The sequence below is a fragment of the Bacteroidia bacterium genome (genome assembly GCA_041391665.1).
Taxonomy (GTDB): Bacteria; Bacteroidota; Bacteroidia; order J057; family J057; genus JAGQVA01.
Genome location: JAWKNO010000002.1, coordinates 1,997,483 through 2,014,539, shown reverse-complemented (window position 1 = coordinate 2,014,539; position 17,057 = coordinate 1,997,483). Strand labels below are relative to the sequence as shown.

Annotated in this window: 12 protein-coding genes; 6 read left to right on the top strand and 6 right to left on the bottom strand. The window is 44.7% G+C overall.

From position 1 onward, the window contains the following. Nucleotides 1-210 precede the first annotated feature (210 nt). From R3D00_19715 to R3D00_19705, 3 genes are read left to right on the top strand one after another with little or no spacing between them, the layout of a single operon-like run. Nucleotides 211-579, top strand: coding sequence for a transcriptional regulator (locus tag R3D00_19715; protein MEZ4775422.1), 369 nt, complete (start codon nucleotides 211-213; stop codon nucleotides 577-579). 40 nt (nucleotides 580-619) lie between these two features. Continuing rightward, the gene (locus R3D00_19710) at nucleotides 620-1,528 is read left to right on the top strand and encodes an ABC transporter ATP-binding protein (protein ID MEZ4775421.1); all 909 of its coding nucleotides are present in this window, start codon (nucleotides 620-622) and stop codon (nucleotides 1,526-1,528) included. After that, a complete protein-coding gene (locus R3D00_19705) occupies nucleotides 1,525-2,343 on the top strand; it encodes an ABC transporter permease subunit (protein MEZ4775420.1) in 819 nt (272 codons plus the stop codon). The genes R3D00_19710 and R3D00_19705 overlap by 4 nt, the downstream gene beginning before the upstream one ends. 378 nt (nucleotides 2,344-2,721) lie before the next feature. On the opposite strand, the gene R3D00_19700 is transcribed toward R3D00_19705, so the two are convergent. The 3 genes from R3D00_19700 to R3D00_19690 are packed head-to-tail and all read right to left on the bottom strand — an operon-like array spanning nucleotide 2,722 to nucleotide 6,918. Then, nucleotides 2,722-3,408 carry a methyltransferase gene (locus R3D00_19700; GenBank protein MEZ4775419.1) on the bottom strand — a complete coding sequence of 229 codons (687 nt, stop codon included), beginning with the start codon at nucleotides 3,406-3,408 and terminating at the stop codon, nucleotides 2,722-2,724. Next, on the bottom strand, nucleotides 3,398-4,906 hold the full coding sequence (locus R3D00_19695; GenBank protein MEZ4775418.1) for a radical SAM protein: 1,509 nt from the start codon (nucleotides 4,904-4,906) through the stop codon (nucleotides 3,398-3,400). The genes R3D00_19700 and R3D00_19695 overlap by 11 nt, the downstream gene beginning before the upstream one ends. A 5-nt stretch (nucleotides 4,907-4,911) precedes the next feature. Further along, the gene (locus R3D00_19690; protein ID MEZ4775417.1) at nucleotides 4,912-6,918 is read right to left on the bottom strand and encodes a glycoside hydrolase family 3 N-terminal domain-containing protein; all 2,007 of its coding nucleotides are present in this window, start codon (nucleotides 6,916-6,918) and stop codon (nucleotides 4,912-4,914) included. Between the two features lie 476 nt (nucleotides 6,919-7,394). On the opposite strand from R3D00_19690, the gene R3D00_19685 reads away from it, so the two are divergent. The 3 genes from R3D00_19685 (at nucleotide 7,395) to R3D00_19675 (ending at nucleotide 11,754) form a co-directional block, all read left to right on the top strand. Beyond that, the gene (locus R3D00_19685) at nucleotides 7,395-8,459 is read left to right on the top strand and encodes a hypothetical protein (protein ID MEZ4775416.1); all 1,065 of its coding nucleotides are present in this window, start codon (nucleotides 7,395-7,397) and stop codon (nucleotides 8,457-8,459) included. Between the two features lie 94 nt (nucleotides 8,460-8,553). Next, nucleotides 8,554-10,842, top strand: coding sequence for a TonB-dependent receptor plug domain-containing protein (locus tag R3D00_19680; protein MEZ4775415.1), 2,289 nt, complete (start codon nucleotides 8,554-8,556; stop codon nucleotides 10,840-10,842). Between the two features lie 24 nt (nucleotides 10,843-10,866). Next, entirely contained in the window at nucleotides 10,867-11,754 is an 888-nt protein-coding gene (locus tag R3D00_19675; GenBank protein ID MEZ4775414.1) for a DUF4249 domain-containing protein, read from the top strand. Between the two features lie 989 nt (nucleotides 11,755-12,743). Here R3D00_19675 and R3D00_19670 read toward each other — a convergent pair. From R3D00_19670 to R3D00_19660, 3 genes are read right to left on the bottom strand one after another with little or no spacing between them, the layout of a single operon-like run. Beyond that, nucleotides 12,744-14,831: a polysaccharide biosynthesis C-terminal domain-containing protein gene (locus tag R3D00_19670; protein ID MEZ4775413.1), complete on the bottom strand. Its 2,088-nt coding sequence runs from the start codon at nucleotides 14,829-14,831 to the stop codon at nucleotides 12,744-12,746. Next, nucleotides 14,828-16,261: a hypothetical protein gene (locus R3D00_19665; protein ID MEZ4775412.1), complete on the bottom strand. Its 1,434-nt coding sequence runs from the start codon at nucleotides 16,259-16,261 to the stop codon at nucleotides 14,828-14,830. The genes R3D00_19670 and R3D00_19665 overlap by 4 nt, the downstream gene beginning before the upstream one ends. A 22-nt stretch (nucleotides 16,262-16,283) precedes the next feature. Next, complete coding sequence (locus tag R3D00_19660) at nucleotides 16,284-17,024, bottom strand: class I SAM-dependent methyltransferase (protein MEZ4775411.1); 741 nt, start codon at nucleotides 17,022-17,024, stop codon at nucleotides 16,284-16,286. Nucleotides 17,025-17,057: the final 33 nt, after the last annotated feature.

Sequence of the window (17,057 nt, the reverse complement as noted above, 5' to 3'; positions counted from 1 at the left end):
AGCCAACAGCCAACAGCCAACAGCCAAAAGCCAACAGCCAACAGCCAAAAGCCAACAGCCAACAGCCACCGTAACCATTCACAACTATGAACAGCGAAATTATCACAAAACCTGACAGAACTGGAGGAAGACATTAAGAAAATTGTTAAGGGTTAATTATTAATGGTCAATGAAATCAGCTGGTAAACCAACTATTTAAACAAAGAACAAATGAACATTCGACCTATAAAAACAGATAAGGACTATTACATGGCGTTGGCCAGAATGGAAGAAATTTTTGACGCGCCAGCAAACAGCCCGGAAGGAGACGAAGCAGAAATCCTGTCTTTGCTCATAGAAGATTTTGAAGATAAATTTTATCCCATAGAAGCGCCCGATCCGATTGAGGCGATAAAAATCCGGATGGAGGAATTGAATTATAAGCAGAAAGACCTCGTCGGAATCATTGGCGGGAAAAGCCGTGTATCAGAGATTCTGAACCGGAAAAAGAAGTTAACAGTAGAAATGATACGGAAACTAACCGAAATACTAAAGTTACCTTCCGAAATTCTGATTCAAGATTATTCGCTGGCTGAATAAAACCCAGTTTTCTTCCTATATTCGCCTAAATACCCAACACTTGGAAACCGTCCTTCATATCAAAGATCTCACCCGCCACTTTGGAAAAATCCACGCTGTGGATGGGATTTCCTTTTCTGTGGAAAAGGGTTCTGTTTACGGCCTGCTGGGCCCTAATGGAAGCGGGAAAACGACAACTTTAGGCATTGTACTGGGTGTCATCCGCGCCGACAGCGGGTCGTATTCCTGGTTTGATGAAAAACCCTCTCCGCAGGTATTGCGGCGTATTGGTGCCGTGCTGGAGCAACCCAATTTTTTCCCTTACCTCTCGGGCAACGACAACCTGAAAATGGTCGCTGACATTAAAGGTGTGCCTTATTCAAGGGTGGAGGAAGTGCTGGCACTTACCGGGCTTTCGGGCCGGGGTGTGGATGCTTTTGGCAAATATTCCCTCGGCATGAAACAGCGGCTGGCCATTGCTGCTGCCATGATCAGTCAGCCCGAAGTGCTCGTCCTCGACGAGCCGACCAACGGCCTCGACCCGCAGGGAATCGCCGATATACGGGCGTTGATTGCTTCCATCGCGCAAAGCGGTACGACCATCCTGCTGGCAAGTCACCTGCTCGACGAGGTGGAAAAAGTCTGTTCCCACGTCGGTATCCTCAAAAACGGCAAACTGCTGTATTCCGGCCCGGTCGAACAAATGCTCAATCAGGGCGCTTCTGAATATCTGGAGTTGCTGGCTGAGGATATGAAACAGCTTTTTGCGGTCATACAAACTTACCCGGGTGTGAAGGAAATCAAAAAAATTGATGGGAAAATGGCCGTGTTTTTTGAAGGTAAACCCGATGTAAAATCGCTCAACCAGTTCCTCATCGGCGAAGGGGTGGTCATCACCCACCTTGCCCTGAAAAAACGCAGCCTCGAAAGCCAGTTCCTCGACCTGATCAAAAATAAAGAAAACCCATGAACAGCCGTTTATTGCAAATCGAATTTCGCAAAAGCCTGAAATCCCGCACTTTCTGGATTTTGGTAGGGCTTTTTTGTGTTTTCCTCCTGCTCGCAGTGATGGCTTTTCAGAGTATCAAACCTACGGAGATCAACGGGCAAAGTACGGAAGACATCGAATTTGGGTTTTACTCCTTCCCCATGGTCTGGCATACAGTCGGTTATCTCGCCGGATATATGGGGCTTTTTCTGGCTATTCTGGTCATCATCAATATTACCAACGAATATAACTTCCGCACGCTGAGGCAACATATCATCGATGGTCTGGGCCGGGGAGAATTTCTGATTTCCAAACTTTTGCTGGTGCTGATACTCACCGGCGTAGCTACAGTTTGGGTGTTTGCTACGAGTCTGCTCTTTGGGTATCTCAATACCGATGCGGGCGAATCTTCGGTATTTCAATCGGTAGGCTGGATCGGTATCGTCGGGTTGCAGATTTTGGGTTATCTGAGTCTGGCGGGTCTGATTGCACTGATTTTCCGAAACGCGGGGCTTTCCATTGTTTTGTTTATCGCTTACAATCTGCTGATTGAAAGGATTGTATGGGCGTTTTCTCCGGATATGATTGATCGGTTTTTTCCGGTGAAAAGTCTGAGCAACCTGATTCCGTTTCCTATTCCGGAGCAGATGATTCCGCCTACGGAAGCGACGGGCGGGCAATCGCTGCCTTTTATCCCTGATCAGGCGATGCCCGGCTGGGAAATGCTGGTGTCTTTTGTTTGGATTGTGGTGTTTTGGGGCGTTGCGTATCTGATCCTCAAAAAGCGGGATTTGTGATGGTAAAAATACTTTTCGCCAACAGTAGGGTTCACGCAAAGATCGCCAAGAACCGCAAAATACGCTAAGGGGAGTCCAACTTTGCGCCCTTTGCGAGACCTATGCGGACTTTGCGAGAAATACTTTTCGCCAACAGTAGGGTTCACGCAAAGATCGCCAAGAACCGCAAAATACGCCAAGGGGAATCCAACTTTGCGAGACCTATGCGGACTTTGCGAGAAATACTTTTCGCCAACAGTAGGGTTCACGCAAAGATCGCCAAGAACCGCAAAATACGCCAAGGGGAGTCCAACTTTGCGGACTTTGCGAGACCTTGGCGGACTTTGCGAGAAATACTCTTCGCCAACAGTAGGGTTCACACCAGGGCAGTTTAAACCTTCATTCTTCCATTCGTCCAAGCTGGAAAATATAATTCCATTCCCCCCATTGTTTTTCGCGGAATATTTCCTCCATGGCCAGGTGGTTATTGGCGGCAATCCGGCTGATCCGTTGAAGATCACAATCTTCGGATAAAATCATCCAGGTTGCTGACTCTGAAGAAATATACCCGGGCAAATCTTTAAACAGCCTTTCAAAATATTCAAATTCCTCTCCACAATAAAACGCGTACTCCTTTTCCGATTGTGGTTTTCGAGGATAATAGGGCGGATTGATGACGATGATGTCAAACTTCTCTTCCGGCAACGCTTCAAACAAATCGGAATGAATGGTGGTGATAATCACCCCATTGTTTGCTGCGTTGCTGCGAATATTGCTGACCGCAGCCAGGCTGATATCTGAAGCTGTTACGATAGCACCCTGCTTCGCGGCAAACACCGAAATAATGCCACTCCCTGCCCCCAGTTCGAGGAATTTTTTGCCTGACAGGGTTTGTTCCAATAAAAAATTGAGTAAAATTTTTGTGCTGATAAACAGTCCCGGATGAAAGACACCCGGCACTACAGTAACTTCTATATTTTTCCAGGTAAACTTCCTCGTGCGTCCCAGATACCAGTCTGCCAGAGGCCGTAAAACTGGAAACAGCAACCGTTTGAGGATTTGTCTGAGTGAAAACCTATTCGGCATAAAATCCTTCAATTTCGGGCTGACGGTATCTCCAGAGCTTTTGTATGGCTTTCAGTTCGTAGGGAAAGTGGTAAAAATTGGTTTTGTAGCGAAGGGAAGATGCCATTTGCAAAACTTTTCTTTTGGCGGGTGTAAGCTTAAAGTCTGAAGCCGTAGGGTAGTAGGCGTTGAGTACCGTTTCAAAGTTTTTGATTTTGTCCACCATTTCCGGAGTAAGCCAGGGTGTCAGGGGATTTTTCCGGAGATCAAAATTTTCCCACTGCGGATTCAGCCAGTCGTCGAGGGTTTGGGGGAACTGAAATCCTTGTTTTTTGACCTGTTCGTACAGTTCGGAGCCTTCGGTTGCTACCGGGCTGTAGAGATAAATAATGATTTCCGTTGCAGGATTGATTTCTTTAATCTCTTTGATAAACTGAATGTCCTGGTCAATCTGCGCCATGACTTTTTCCGGTGTGGCCGCAGGCATTCCCAGCACAAAAGAATATTCGGGGATAATGTCAAACTTGCGGAGCCGCCCGGCAAACGCCTTGATCTGCGCAGCGGTCTGTGTGCCGCCTTTGTCCATTTGGCTGAGAATGTCGTCGCTGGAAGTTTCTGCACCAAAGAATATCATTCGACAGCCTGCGGCCCGCATTTTTTCCAGCGATTCGTCTGTGTACTTGTCCAGCGTATCAATTCGCCCCTCGCCCCACCAGTTCATGTTGTCGTTTTGAACCAGTTCTGAGAAACGGACCACCCGTTTTTGCGAAACAAAGAAGTTGTTGTCGTGAAATTCGATCGCATTGGCTCCGTAGGCATCTTTGAGATGGCGGATATCGGCATATACTTTTTCGGCTGATTTTCCCGACCAGCGGGCATTGTAGATAGGAACCACGGCGCAAAAGGAGCAGGTAAACGGACAACCCACACTGGAGTGGTATGCGATGGTCTTTGAGCCGAGAAAAGTTTTTCCGAGATAATGGCCGATCGGGTAAAACCGATTGAGTTTTTCATAGGGAAGATCAGGTAAACCATCCTGTTCAAACAGCGCGGCTTTGGCCGTCTGAATGATTTTTCCCTCTTCCCGGAAAATAAGGTTCTGAATTTTTGCCGGGTTTCCACCGGCGATGATACAGTCCAGCAGTTCGGGAAAAGCCTTATCTCCCGGGCCGTTGACGATAAAATCCACATACCCCGATTCGATCACCACTTTATACTGATTTGAGGCAAAATATCCGCCCCAGACCGTCTTTACATGCGGATATTTCTCCCTGATCATCCGGGTAAACGTAATCGCCTGCCGAAGTTGCGGGCCGGGCATAACCGTTACGCCGAAAAAAGCATATTCGCCCGAATCAAAATAGCTGCAGATTTTACGGAAAGGGTCATTTTCCAGATTCCCGTCCACAAAAGCGTATTCGTATTTCCCCTCAATAGATGCCCCCACCTGAAGGATTGAGTTGGGAATGCGGTGTTTGGCGGTAGCGCTACGCGGGTTAAATAAAACGACTTTGTTCATGGTGGTTAATAACTGATTCCTTCGTCAAATTTGAACAAAGAATAGCCCTCGCCTTCCATATAACCCGGAACATCGGGGATTTGGTTTTTGACAGATTCTTCTGAAACCGGCGTTGAAAAAGGCATTTTCCCTGAAGGATTAAATTTGCCGGTAATCACATCCAGCAGCGCTTCCGTTGTAGTTCCGAATGTCGCAAGGACACCCGAAATGTTCTTTGGATCATACAACTCATCGATCACCCAGGGGTTGGAGTAGTTTATAGCCATAATTACCGGTTTTTTGGCCATGAGTTTGCGGACATGGGTTACGTCCACACCGTTTTGGGACAGGGAAAGGAACAGCGGCGAACCGTCTGACTGGAAAAGCGGTTTGGATTTGGGCACAACCCATACAACTACCACCTCCGCTTTTTCGGGAGAGTCCACAAAATCAAGATCCCAGGCAGTAGAATCAGCAGAAAGCACAGCCACAGCGGATTCTCCTTCCCCGGGGATTGTGGTTGCAAAATACACTTTGGTTTTGGGTTTCAGAGGGAGAACGGGCGACTGGCCGGCATTTTCATTGCGCAGCAAAACGATAGATTTTCGCAGGGCAAGATCAGCTTTTTCCTGAAATTCGGGTTTTCCCACGGTTGATTCGGCGGCATCGACCTCTACATAAGGATTTTCAAAAAGCCCAAGCGCAAATTTTTCCATCAGGAGGCGATGAACCGAAGCATCAACCAGCGGCATCAATTCGGGGTACTTGCGAATAGCCTCAATCAGTTGGGAAGGGTCGGCAGTGCCCGAAAATATATTTATCCCCGCCTCAATGGCAGTCTTATACCGATCTGGAAGGCTCATCTCCTCCACGCCCCAGGGCATCATATCGATAGGCCCGGTATCGGAGTTGATAATTCCATCAAACCCCAGTTTTTTGCGGAGAAGATCCTGGAGTATAGGTTTGTTGTAAGCATAAGCGACTTCCTGGTATTGGGTTCCGACGGGAAACGAATAATAAGGCATGATGGAAGAAGTTCCCGCTTCAATCGCAGCTTTGAAGGGAATGAGGTTGTTTTCAAACATTCCGCCGGTAAACATTTCCCTTTTACCCCACTCAAAATGCGGATCTTGTCCGCCTTCGGTAGCACCTCCGCCCGGGAAGTGTTTGGTAGTAAGGGCGACGGAGCCGTTGCCAAGTTTTTCGCCCTGAAATCCGAGTACAATTTCGCGTATCATATTGGCAGCCAGTTCGGCATCTTCGCCAAAAGTGCCCTCAGCCCTTTGCCAGCGGGGTTCGGTACAAAGGTCGGCCATATACATATACCCTTTGCGCAAGCCTACGGAAGTCCACTCCTGCCGGGCGATGTCGGCAAATTCGCGGGTAAGGGCAAAGTCTCGCATGGCGGCCATACCCAGTTCGCCCGGCCATTGGGAAAAAGTGGTTTTGCCTACGCTCAGGCCTGCCGAGGCATCCATGGTAACATGGTTGCGGGGGTTGGAGGTTACAATTGCCGGTATTCCCAGACCGTCGCTCTCGCATAGCGCCTGGAGGTTATTGGACCATTCGGCGATGACACGGGCGGGCGGATTAGCTCTCAGAATAAAATGCCGGAGGTGAAGCTGGGTTACCCCTTTGGTCGTACCGGCAGCCCCCATATTGGGATAAGGCAGCGGTTTTCGGGTAAACATATTATTATCGGAAACCAGGTCCTCCTCATTAAATCCGCTGCCAATAGGCCCTGACTGCCGGCCACGCTGGAAGGACCAGTCATTTTCCATACGCGTGGTACTGATAATCATAAATCCGGCTTTCTCCTCCAGCGACATACGTGCGACGAGGTCTGTACTTCTTTCTGCATCTGAAAGGCGCCAGTCCTCATAAGGGTCAAGGGAGCCATTGCGGTTGAGGTCTTTGAAGCGGAGGCCGTCTATCGTCAGGAGAGAGACACTTCGATAACCTAAGAAAGGTTGAGATACTGATTGGTCGGCAGAGGTCTCAGTACTTTTGATACCACATGATAAGAATAACATTTGAATCAGAAAGCTGGTGACGATTGTCCCCCAAAAATAATCGTTTGAGGGTGTAGTAGTTTTTTTCATAAATGGATAAATAAAAGTCAAGTTTTTCGGCGTGGATCAAAGGTAAAAAAATCGACGGAAGTTTATTAACTCCTGGCGGACTATAAAAAATCTTTAACGTTTGCCATCTGAGGGCACAAACCCAATTGTCGCAAACGTGAATACCCTTCCTTCCCACACTGGTAAGCACCCTATTAATTTTAGGTAATAAGAGGTACTGTTTTTTTTTATCATTTAAATTCATAAGTTTACCAACTCAATAATTACAATCAGCGCAACAATACTTCCTGAAAAAAAATTCGTATTTTCAATTTTCCATCTACCAATTCTATCTCAATTAAAGCAGCGAAATCAAATCTCTTAACAGATCATAATCCTGCCTTTAACCGGATAGCACAAACCAAGTAACTTTTTAATTACCTTTTTATATGAAAACAATACTTAAGCAATCCCCCCCCCCCCCCCGCAAAATAAGGCAAATTTCCACCTTTTTAAGTGCAGTTATACTGAGCTTATTGGTATTTACTGCGTGCCAAAAAAGTGCCATAAGTCCTATTGAAGAAAACACTATCTTTGAAACCAAAAACAATGATCTTTTGCCCAAAAATCAAAATGGGCTGCTAATTTTTACCAACCAGAATCAGTTTCAGCAATTCAATAATTATGTTTTAGCTTTTCCTGCTGAGGGAAAAGATTATTCAGAAGCATTGAAAGATGTAGGGGATTTTTATTCCTATGCGATGGCATATGAAGACATTCATGAAGATGATCATCTCGCAATTGTAGAGGCATACATGAGAGATGGAAGTCTTGCCGGCTTTGAAAACCTGATTACTATTATGCCAGATGAAGGTCGGGAACTTCAGGAAGTAGAAGTTGTTGTTATTCCAACAATGAGACACTTTCTCAATAAGGATGCAATGATTCAGATTGGAGATTTGGTATATAAATTCCTTTTTTATCAGGTAATATCTGTTAAAGCCAGTGATGAAGCCGCAGTTGAAGCATTAAAAAACCTTAACGAAAGCACACTCCCATCATTTTACTTCGATTATGAAACAGAACCCATTGAAAGAGAAGTTATTCAAACCTCAACTGCTGCTTCGAGGGGCATTGTACAACATTATGATTGTATAACAGTTAATCCCAATGATAGTAAGTACAGGGTTAAAGGGGAAGTTGCCTGGTCTAACTATTCTGGCAGCCAGGGATATTCGCTGGAAACCAAACACCAGAAAAAAACTGCAGGTATCTGGTTTGGGAACGAAGTTGATCAGGTTGGATTTCACGCTTTTGGATATGTTGAGTGGGGTAGTACCCATAATGATCGGGATTTTTGGTTCAATAAGGATTATGCAAAAACAACTGGCTCAATCGGATTTGAAGATTCTTTTTGCGGAGGTTGTTTAAGAGGGGATGCCGATGTTAAGGGTTTTCATACATCCAGTGAAGATTACGGAGACTGCTATTCAAGGTATCTTTACGAATTGTAATTACAATGCAACTCACTGGCCAGCTTAATCGTCTGGCCAGTGATTATCTTTATCCAAATACTAATAAATCTATATGTTCCGAAATTATGTTCGTTTGGCTGTTTGGCTAATTGGGATGGGAGCGATAATGAACAACCTGAAAGGGCAGAGTTATACTATCAGCGGTTATGTAGAAACGGTTGGGGGAAAAGAGCCTATGACAGGCGTTTCGGTTTACGACTCTCTTTCCCAAAGAGGGATTCAAACCAATACCTACGGCTTTTTCAGCCTTACCCTCCCCAAAGGGCCGGTCATATTAAAAACCCGTTTTGTTTCATTTAAAAGTAACCGGGCTTCATTTCAATTGCAAAATGATACTTTAATACAGTTTGAACTGGCTCCCCTGAGTCTTGACGAGATTGAAATAGTAGCTGAAAAACAAAAGGAAACCCATGAATTGGGGCGTATCCAGATTCCGATTGAACAGCTCAAACAAGTGCCTCCTTTAATGGGAGAAGTGGATATTTTGAAGGCATTGGCACTTACCGCCGGAGTAAGTACAGGGGTGGAAGGTACTTCCGGATTGCTTGTCAGAGGCGGAAGTCCTGATCAAAACCTACTTTTGCTCGATGGCTCTCCGGTTTATAATGCCTCTCACTTGTTTGGGTTTTTATCCGTTTTTAACTCCGATGCGATTCGTCAGGTGGATCTTTATAAAGGAAATTTTCCCGCCCGATTTGGAGGGAGATTGTCTTCTGTGGTAGATATCCGGCTAAAAGAAGGAAATCAAACCAAAGAAAAAGGAACCGCAAGCGTCGGATTGATTTCCTCAAAATTTCTTCGTGAGGGGCCCATTAACGACCAGACATCTTATCTGTTTTCAGCAAGATCATCCTACCTCGGGTTGTTTCTTTTACCAGTGTACCTCTCATACCGATCCGGAGGCGCCGATGCCTATTTTAATTACTGGTTGGTTGATGTGAATGGGAAAATAAACCATCGATTTAAGGATGGAAGTCAGCTATTTTTCAGTACCTACGGAGGGCAGGATTTTTGGCGGGCCGGAGACGGGAGACCTCAAAATGGTTCATCGATTTTTGGGCTTGACTGGGGAAATCAAACGGCAACCTTGAGGTATAACCGGTTGCTGAGTGACAAGCTTTTTATGCAAAATCAGCTTACCTATTCCCGCTATCAATACAGAATAAAAACTTCAGAAAAAGCCCCTGCAGGCCAGAATGATTTAAAAGACAATAGCTTTATTTCACGTTCTCATGTGAGAGATTGGGCGATTAATACCCAGTTCGATTATTATCCCGTTCCCAGCCACGAAATCAAATTTGGTGTAACGGGTACTTACCATCATTTTTCACCGGGAAAACTTGATCTCAGAGGAGATATTGATACCACGATAGCAGATGCTCCGATTCCGGCTTATGAAGGAGGCATATTTCTGGAAGATCGAATGAAAATTTTGCCCTTTTGGCATCTCAATCTGGGATTCAGGTATTCGGGGTTTGCCGTTTCGGATACCGCCTATTTTAATCCTGAACCCCGATTAAGTACCGAAATCCGTTTTCCTGCGAATATCCAATTAAGCCTTGGGTATGCAAAAATGAACCAGTATCTCCATCTGCTCTCCAACAATGGTGTAGGACTTCCCAATGATATTTGGGTACCCCCAACGGATAAGGTACCTCCCCAAAAAGCGATCCTATGGTCAGCGGGTTTAGCCCAAACCATCAGAGGAATTGAATGGTCTGTAGAAGGATATTATAAACAATTATCAGGCTTGATAGATTATCGTCAGGGGATAGATTTTGCCACCAGTATCAATACCAATTGGCAGGAGCTGGTTGAGATAAATGGTGAAGGGACAGCGTATGGAATAGAAACCATGATTCGTAAGCCGGAAGGAAGGTTAAATGGCTGGATTGCCTATACTTATTCCAAAAACCAACGAAAATTTGCCAATATTAATAACGGAACTGCGTATCCCGGTAATTTTGACCGGAGGCATGATATTTCCATTACAGGGGCCTATCAACTAAATGACTATTGGAGTTTATCACTTGCCTGGCAATTCCAATCGGGAAGGCCCGTTACCTTACCTGTTGCTATTGAAAAAGCACATAACAACACCAATTCTTCCAGGGAAACTTTTATTCTGATTTATAAAGGGAGAAACCAATCCCGAATGCCTGATTTCCATCGCCTCGATGTAAGCGCAACTTTTTATCCCGACGGGAATGATCATTCCAGAAGCTGGTCATTTGGCGTTAATAATGCCTACAACCGAAAAAATCCGTTTTTTCTGGATCTCCGCCGGACTGAAAAATATAACCTTATCCAATGGTCCCTGATTCCTTTCCTCCCCTGGTTGTCTTATCAGTGGGAATTCTAGCTGAGCATATTCAACCTAACTATTATGAATATTTTCATTAAATATCCGATTCCAGCAATTTTTTTTCTCGCCTTATTATTCCTATCCGGTTGCCGGAAAGAAATTGATTTCCGCCTTTTTTATGAAGGGGATCAATTGGTTATCAATGCCATGTTAACTTCAAATGAGCCATTTTTTGTTGAACTATCCCATACAATTTCCCCTTCGGAAAGTATTGCAGCAGATTTACTGGTTGCCAATGCGACCGTAAATCTTTATCAAGGTGACAGCTTATTATTTTTGCTGGAAGAACAGGCGAAAGGTCAATATCGGGCTCCCATGAACTGGAGACCGGTACCGGGCGAAAGTTATAAGATTGAAGCAATTGCAGCGGGCTATACAACGGCCAGTACCCAGCCCGTTATGATGCCGACTCCTCCCGATATTCAGATTTCAAGCTTTCAGGATTCCGCCTATAAACCCATGGATACCGGATCATCCGGTGGAAGAGTGGAACTAACGATTAATGACCCGGCAAGTGAAAATGATTTTTACCTGATCAGAGCGTTTGCGGACTGGGACTCCATCATAGTTCGGATCTCCAATATTTTAGCAGATCCTGTGCTTTCAGGGAACTCCATTTGTAGCTACAATAATTCATACCTCAGCGATCATTGTTTTGTGGAATCGCCCTTTAAGGTTATTTACCTGCTCTCCATCCCCTCCAATTTTGATAGAAGCATCAGACCTTCAAGAATCTTGTTACAAGTCTCTAAGATATCGGAAAGTTATTATCGCTATTATCAATACCAGATCCAGCCCGAGGATTTTGAACTAGCATTTACTGATCCTGCCCCCACATATACAAATGTGGAGCAAGGTTATGGTTTTTTGGGTGCCCAAAATATTAAAATGCTGGAAATTCCGCTATAGGGATATTCTGTCAGAATTTTTTATTAAAAACCTCCCCATAGACAATAGCGCGACATGAACCCAAGGTCAGTGGTCAAAATCCGACGAAAAGCCCCTTGTCAGAACCCTTACCCAAGACCGGTTTTGCAATCTAAGAATCTATACGTATCGGTTTGTAACGGATTTTTGAAAAGAAACACGACTTAAGTATTTGACTATCAATATATTATAATTGGGGTGTCCGATTTAAACGGTTTTTAACGGATTCCAACGGATTGTAACGGATTGTAACGGTTTGTAACGGTTTGTAACGGATTGAAACGGTTTGCAACGGTTTGCAACGGATTCCAACGGATTGTAACGGTTTGTAACGGATTGAAACGGTTTGCAACGGTTTACAACGGTTTGCAACGGATTCCAACGGTTTGTAACGGTTTGTAACGGATTCCAAGAGCAAAAACAACCCAAAAACCTCTGCGAAAATCTGCGTTTCCTCTGCGAAAATCTGCGTCCCATGTCCATCCAGCTTGTCACGGACAAAGAAGCGGATTCCAACGGATTATAACGGTTTGTAACGGATAGAAACGGTTTGTAACGGATTTTTGAAAAGAACTATATCTTAAGTATTTGGCTATCAATGTATTATGATTGTGGTATCCGATTTAAACGGATTCAAACGGTTTTTAACGGATTCCAACGGTTTGAAACGGATTGCAACGGTTTACAACGGTTTGCAACGGATTCCAACGGTTTGTAACGGTTTGTAACGGATTCCAAAAGCAAAAGCAACCCAAAAACCTCTGCGAAAATCTGCGTTTCCTCTGCGAAAATCTGCGTCCCATGTCCATCCAGCTTGTCACGGACAAAGAAGCGGATTCCAACGGTTTGAAACGGATTCCAACGGATTCTAACGATTTCCAACAGTTTCCAACAAACTCCAATCGAAGTATCCCTAAAGAATCGGTTTCCAACGCATTTATCGTTTTCTCAAATGATAAAACAGGAGGAAATCACAGTGCCTGATTATAAACCCCATAATACATTTTCGCCCTTCCAGGAAATAAGCCTGTCTTCAGGTTGTGAATCATCATTTTTCGATATACAAAAAGTTTTACTCCTGCATTTACTAAATCGTCTTTATCTCGCTTATCGAGATAACCGCGCGTAGGTTTTGAAAATAGGGGGAACCCGTTTTCCTCCAGAAAGGTTTGTTCATAGGCTGCCATTTCCGCTTTTCGCGCTTCTCCGTCAGGATAAATATGCAATCCTGTCATTAACAGAATGCCTCCGGGCCGCAGCTTCTGCTTTAGCAGGCGCAACGCCTCCGCCGGATCGGTATAATAGGCAAAACAACGGTTCAGAATTATCATATCGTAGTCGCCGGCCAACAATTCCATTTCCTCCACTTCCATCTGTACCGCCAGCCATTTTTCGGGATAATACTTCATTGCTCCCTGCCCGTCTTTCGGGTGGATAAAATAATCGACACTGGTAAGTGCGTGCCCGGCTCTGACAAGATGATGACTCAGCCAGCCATTCCATGCGCCGATTTCAAGGATTTTTTGCTGATTCTTCTGTCTCAACAATTGAAAAATAATCTCAAAATCTGCTTGTTTGGCTCGCCAAAACCCTGGCGCTTCGCTTTCCTTGACAAATGGGAGGCGTGGGAAAATCGTCGGATCTTCGATAAACCATCCGGTTTTTTCGCGAAATCGCGCAAATTTTTCCAAAAATGGATCCAACTGCTCAGCCTTTTTTTCGGTTACCAGCCGGAGGACGTGGTTTTCGGTTTCAAATGTATGTCCGCCGGTACAGATAGCCTCAGCGATATGAATCTCTCCGCCACATTCAGGGCACCGGAGCTTTTCTCCTCTGATAATCTCGTCTCGGGAAATTGGTTTGGCGGGGTAAGGCGGCCGCGGAAGTTTGTTTCGGTAATATTCGTAGCAAAATAAAATTACCCATTGGGCAATCACACTCGCTATCAGGGCTCCCTTGATGTCCCAAAGCGGAATAAAGTATATATTCAACCCGATATTCACGGCTATTCCAAGGGCATTTAGCCCCAACACCAGCCCTTCCTTCTGGTGTTTATAACAAAGGTAAATGGTCGGCAAATACCAATAGATGGGAAATGCCAGCAGAAACCCCCATACATAAAAAGCTGCTTCCAGGTCAAATTTGTAAAGGCCATTCAGTACCCACCAGGTCGCGGGTATTGCTGCTAACAGTAAAACCAGTCCTATGCCGCCCAACTTGTATGGGATTCGGGCTATATTTTCACTGGGAAGCCGGTATATGTTTTTGACAAATGGTAAGGTGATCATTCCTGAAAATGCCTGGAGGTAAATAAAGAGACTGGTCATCACCTGATAAACGGCGACTTTATCTTCTGTCAGCCAGGCATTTGCCATGTAAAGATCTATGCGGGTGTTGAGCATGCCACTCAGTCCTACAAGAAAGAAGGGAAACGCTTCGGAAAGGTGTTTTTTGCTTAGCGAAAATTGGAAGACGGCCAACCCTGTTTTCCTGAACCAAAAGGTTAGCATAGCAGATTTGAGCAGGTTGGAAATCGCGTAAAGGTAAACTATCTGAATCAGGGTGATATCCCCTCCCAGACGGAATAACCCGCCAGCAATCAGCCCAAACCCCGCCAGTTCTGTGAAAATTGCCAATCCAAACTGTTTTTCATACAATACAATCACTTCCCAGGACTGGGCAATAAAAGCTGTCATAAGCCAAAGCAAAATCCAACCGTATGTTCCGGATGGAAACCCTTGCCATAGAAAAATTCCTGCTGCGAGGAAAAGGCCCGTTCCTCGGGTGAATAAATTTTCCTGCCATACCTGAATGATTCGGGAGGGATTTTTACTGAAAATCCGCAGTAAATACTCTTTATTACCCCAGGAAAGAATATGTAAGGTCAGACTGACCCATATCAGCGTATTGACAAAACCTCCCCAAAGGGTTTCGCTGCCCAGCTGTATGACCAAAAGTGAAATACTAATATTTAAAATGGGTATCAGCAAGTTTCGTACAGCAAAAATCAGGGCTGTGCGGGATTTTCGCCAGATAGTCGAACGGATATTCAGCATCATGGCTGGCGGCGTTTTCTTTCTCTGATCCTGTACAATGTCCACCCCTCGGGAAACTGGTTGAGGAGTTCTGTTTCATATTGGCTGCGGGCAAAGTTCATATTGATCACAGGATTTTGATCCTTCCACTGATTTTCCCATTTGACTTCATTGACCAGCAGCAGGCTGTTTTCGGGAAAAATATCAATTTTACGATCGTAGAGACTGTGAACCTGATGGGGAACTTCGTAGGATTTAAAGGCCATATTTAATTCGAAGGTATATAAAAGGGTAGGGGGAAGAGCCGAAATTTCTTTCACCAGAAATTTTTCTGTCTGGCTGATTTTATAAAAACTCCGAAAAAGGTAGGCTGAAAAGGCCAGTTGTATAAATGCTGTGATAATAACCGCAATTGTAAAGGTGGTCGTGGGTATCTGTGCTTTTATTCGCTGCCAGGCTGGGAAAAAGCAAATGGCTACCAGGGGAAAACTCAGAATCAGGTACCGCTTATTTTGAAAGTTTAACCCTGCGATAAACAGGGAGTATAATACAATCGAAGCCAGCAAAAACTTAACAGATTCTTTTTGTAAATCTACCTTTCTCACAAATATCACCAGTGCAATACCCGGGAAAATATATGCTGGATGAAAAAAATGATAAAATACTGTTACCAGATTGATTATCTGATAATTGGCTGTGCCATCAGGGCCTGAGAAAGACCGGCGGAAGGCATTGAGCACAGACCATGAAGTCATCAGGTGGTGATTGGCAAATTCATTGGTATTTCCCTGTTTTATAAGCAGGAAGGGTACAAAACAGATCAAAACTACCCCTGCTGCCAATACTATATGCGTCCATTTTTTCTCCCGGATCATTATCCCGATTACCAATGTGCATGGAATTGCCAGCAGGGGGGCAACTGCATACCGGGTAAGAAATGCGAGTGAAGCCGCGCCTGTCAATAGGATTATCTGCCGGGCAGCGGTTTGTTGCCGATACTGTATGATATAATACACGGCTAAGGTGGAAAGGAAAGTCGTCATCAAATCAGTCATGACCATCAGGGAACCTCGCAGCATATAGGGAGAGAGGATTAGGATCACGCTGAGATAGGTGGCAACAGAATTTTCGGGCGATTTGGGATGAATATGCCTGATGATGCGGTCTGCCATCCAGGCAGTTCCGGTAAGGCTGAGTGCCGAAATCAGTTGGAGGAAAAAGTCAGGATGTCCGGCAAAAAATCCGGGAATTGCCCCGGCAAGGGGATAGATAGGAGGAACGCGGAATTGACTAAAATCTGCATTTCCCCTTAATGAGCGAATGATTTCGAGTGAAAACTGATAAAATGAATGCCCATCCTGTCCGTACAATCCGTTGAAATCCATCCCCCAGCGAACGACTACGAATGCTGCCAGTGGCAGAAAATAAAGGATAGTGTGCCGGGGAGGTTTCATATTTGCTATTTTGACTGGCGGGCTATTTTTTTCTGAACAGATAGTTTGGATTTTTTAGAACATATTCATAACCAGAGTGATTTTTTAGTTCCCGTGCCAGTTGGTTCCTGCTTCCACTGATATGATCGCCCGAATCATCTAACAGGACAAATCCTCCGGATTCGAGATATTTATCCAGATTTTCCCAGTCATTCCGGGCATATTCATAGCGGTGATCGCCATCGACAAAACAAAAACTTATAGGCCCGCCCATTTGTTCCATTCTCCCGAAAAGATCTGCACTTTTGGCTTTATGTTCCCACGCAGAAAAAAAAGAACTTGAAGTGCATTCATAACTAAAAGGCAATCGCCTGCTGCTAAACATAAGTATATTTTGTTTGAAGCTGTTTTTTACAAACTGCATATAGTCTTCTCGTGTAAGCGAAGGATGTTCACCCACCATTTGTAAATAAGGCGCTCCGGGATTAAGATGATCTTTTTCACCCATATATTCCCAGGTATCGCAGGTAAACAGTGCATTAGGTTTGTTGTATTTTTCTAGGTAATAAGTAAGCACATTGGTTGACAACCCGCAGTAGGAGCCGATTTCTACGACCGGAGCATCAGATGGCAAATTTTTGATTGCATAGTCGAATGCATAGAGATTGCCCCTGAGAAGCATGCCTGCATTGGCGCAAAACAATCGGTTGATATACTCATCGGATATATCCACAGGGCCGGGAAACAGCCGTTTTTTAATTTTTCTGAGTACGTGTTCAACCATGTGTACTGTAAAATTGAGATATTTTTTTAAAAA

Coding starts and splice junctions, on each gene's coding strand:
- R3D00_19715 (MEZ4775422.1), top strand. CDS start 211: ATGAACATTCGACCTATAAAAACAGATAAGGACTATTACATGGCGTTG.
- R3D00_19705 (MEZ4775420.1), top strand. CDS start 1,525: ATGAACAGCCGTTTATTGCAAATCGAATTTCGCAAAAGCCTGAAATCC.
- R3D00_19700 (MEZ4775419.1), bottom strand. CDS start 3,408: ATGCCGAATAGGTTTTCACTCAGACAAATCCTCAAACGGTTGCTGTTT.
- R3D00_19695 (MEZ4775418.1), bottom strand. CDS start 4,906: ATGAACAAAGTCGTTTTATTTAACCCGCGTAGCGCTACCGCCAAACAC.
- R3D00_19690 (MEZ4775417.1), bottom strand. CDS start 6,918: ATGTTATTCTTATCATGTGGTATCAAAAGTACTGAGACCTCTGCCGAC.
- R3D00_19685 (MEZ4775416.1), top strand. CDS start 7,395: ATGAAAACAATACTTAAGCAATCCCCCCCCCCCCCCCGCAAAATAAGG.
- R3D00_19675 (MEZ4775414.1), top strand. CDS start 10,867: ATGAATATTTTCATTAAATATCCGATTCCAGCAATTTTTTTTCTCGCC.
- R3D00_19670 (MEZ4775413.1), bottom strand. CDS start 14,831: ATGATGCTGAATATCCGTTCGACTATCTGGCGAAAATCCCGCACAGCC.
- R3D00_19665 (MEZ4775412.1), bottom strand. CDS start 16,261: ATGAAACCTCCCCGGCACACTATCCTTTATTTTCTGCCACTGGCAGCA.
- R3D00_19660 (MEZ4775411.1), bottom strand. CDS start 17,024: ATGGTTGAACACGTACTCAGAAAAATTAAAAAACGGCTGTTTCCCGGC.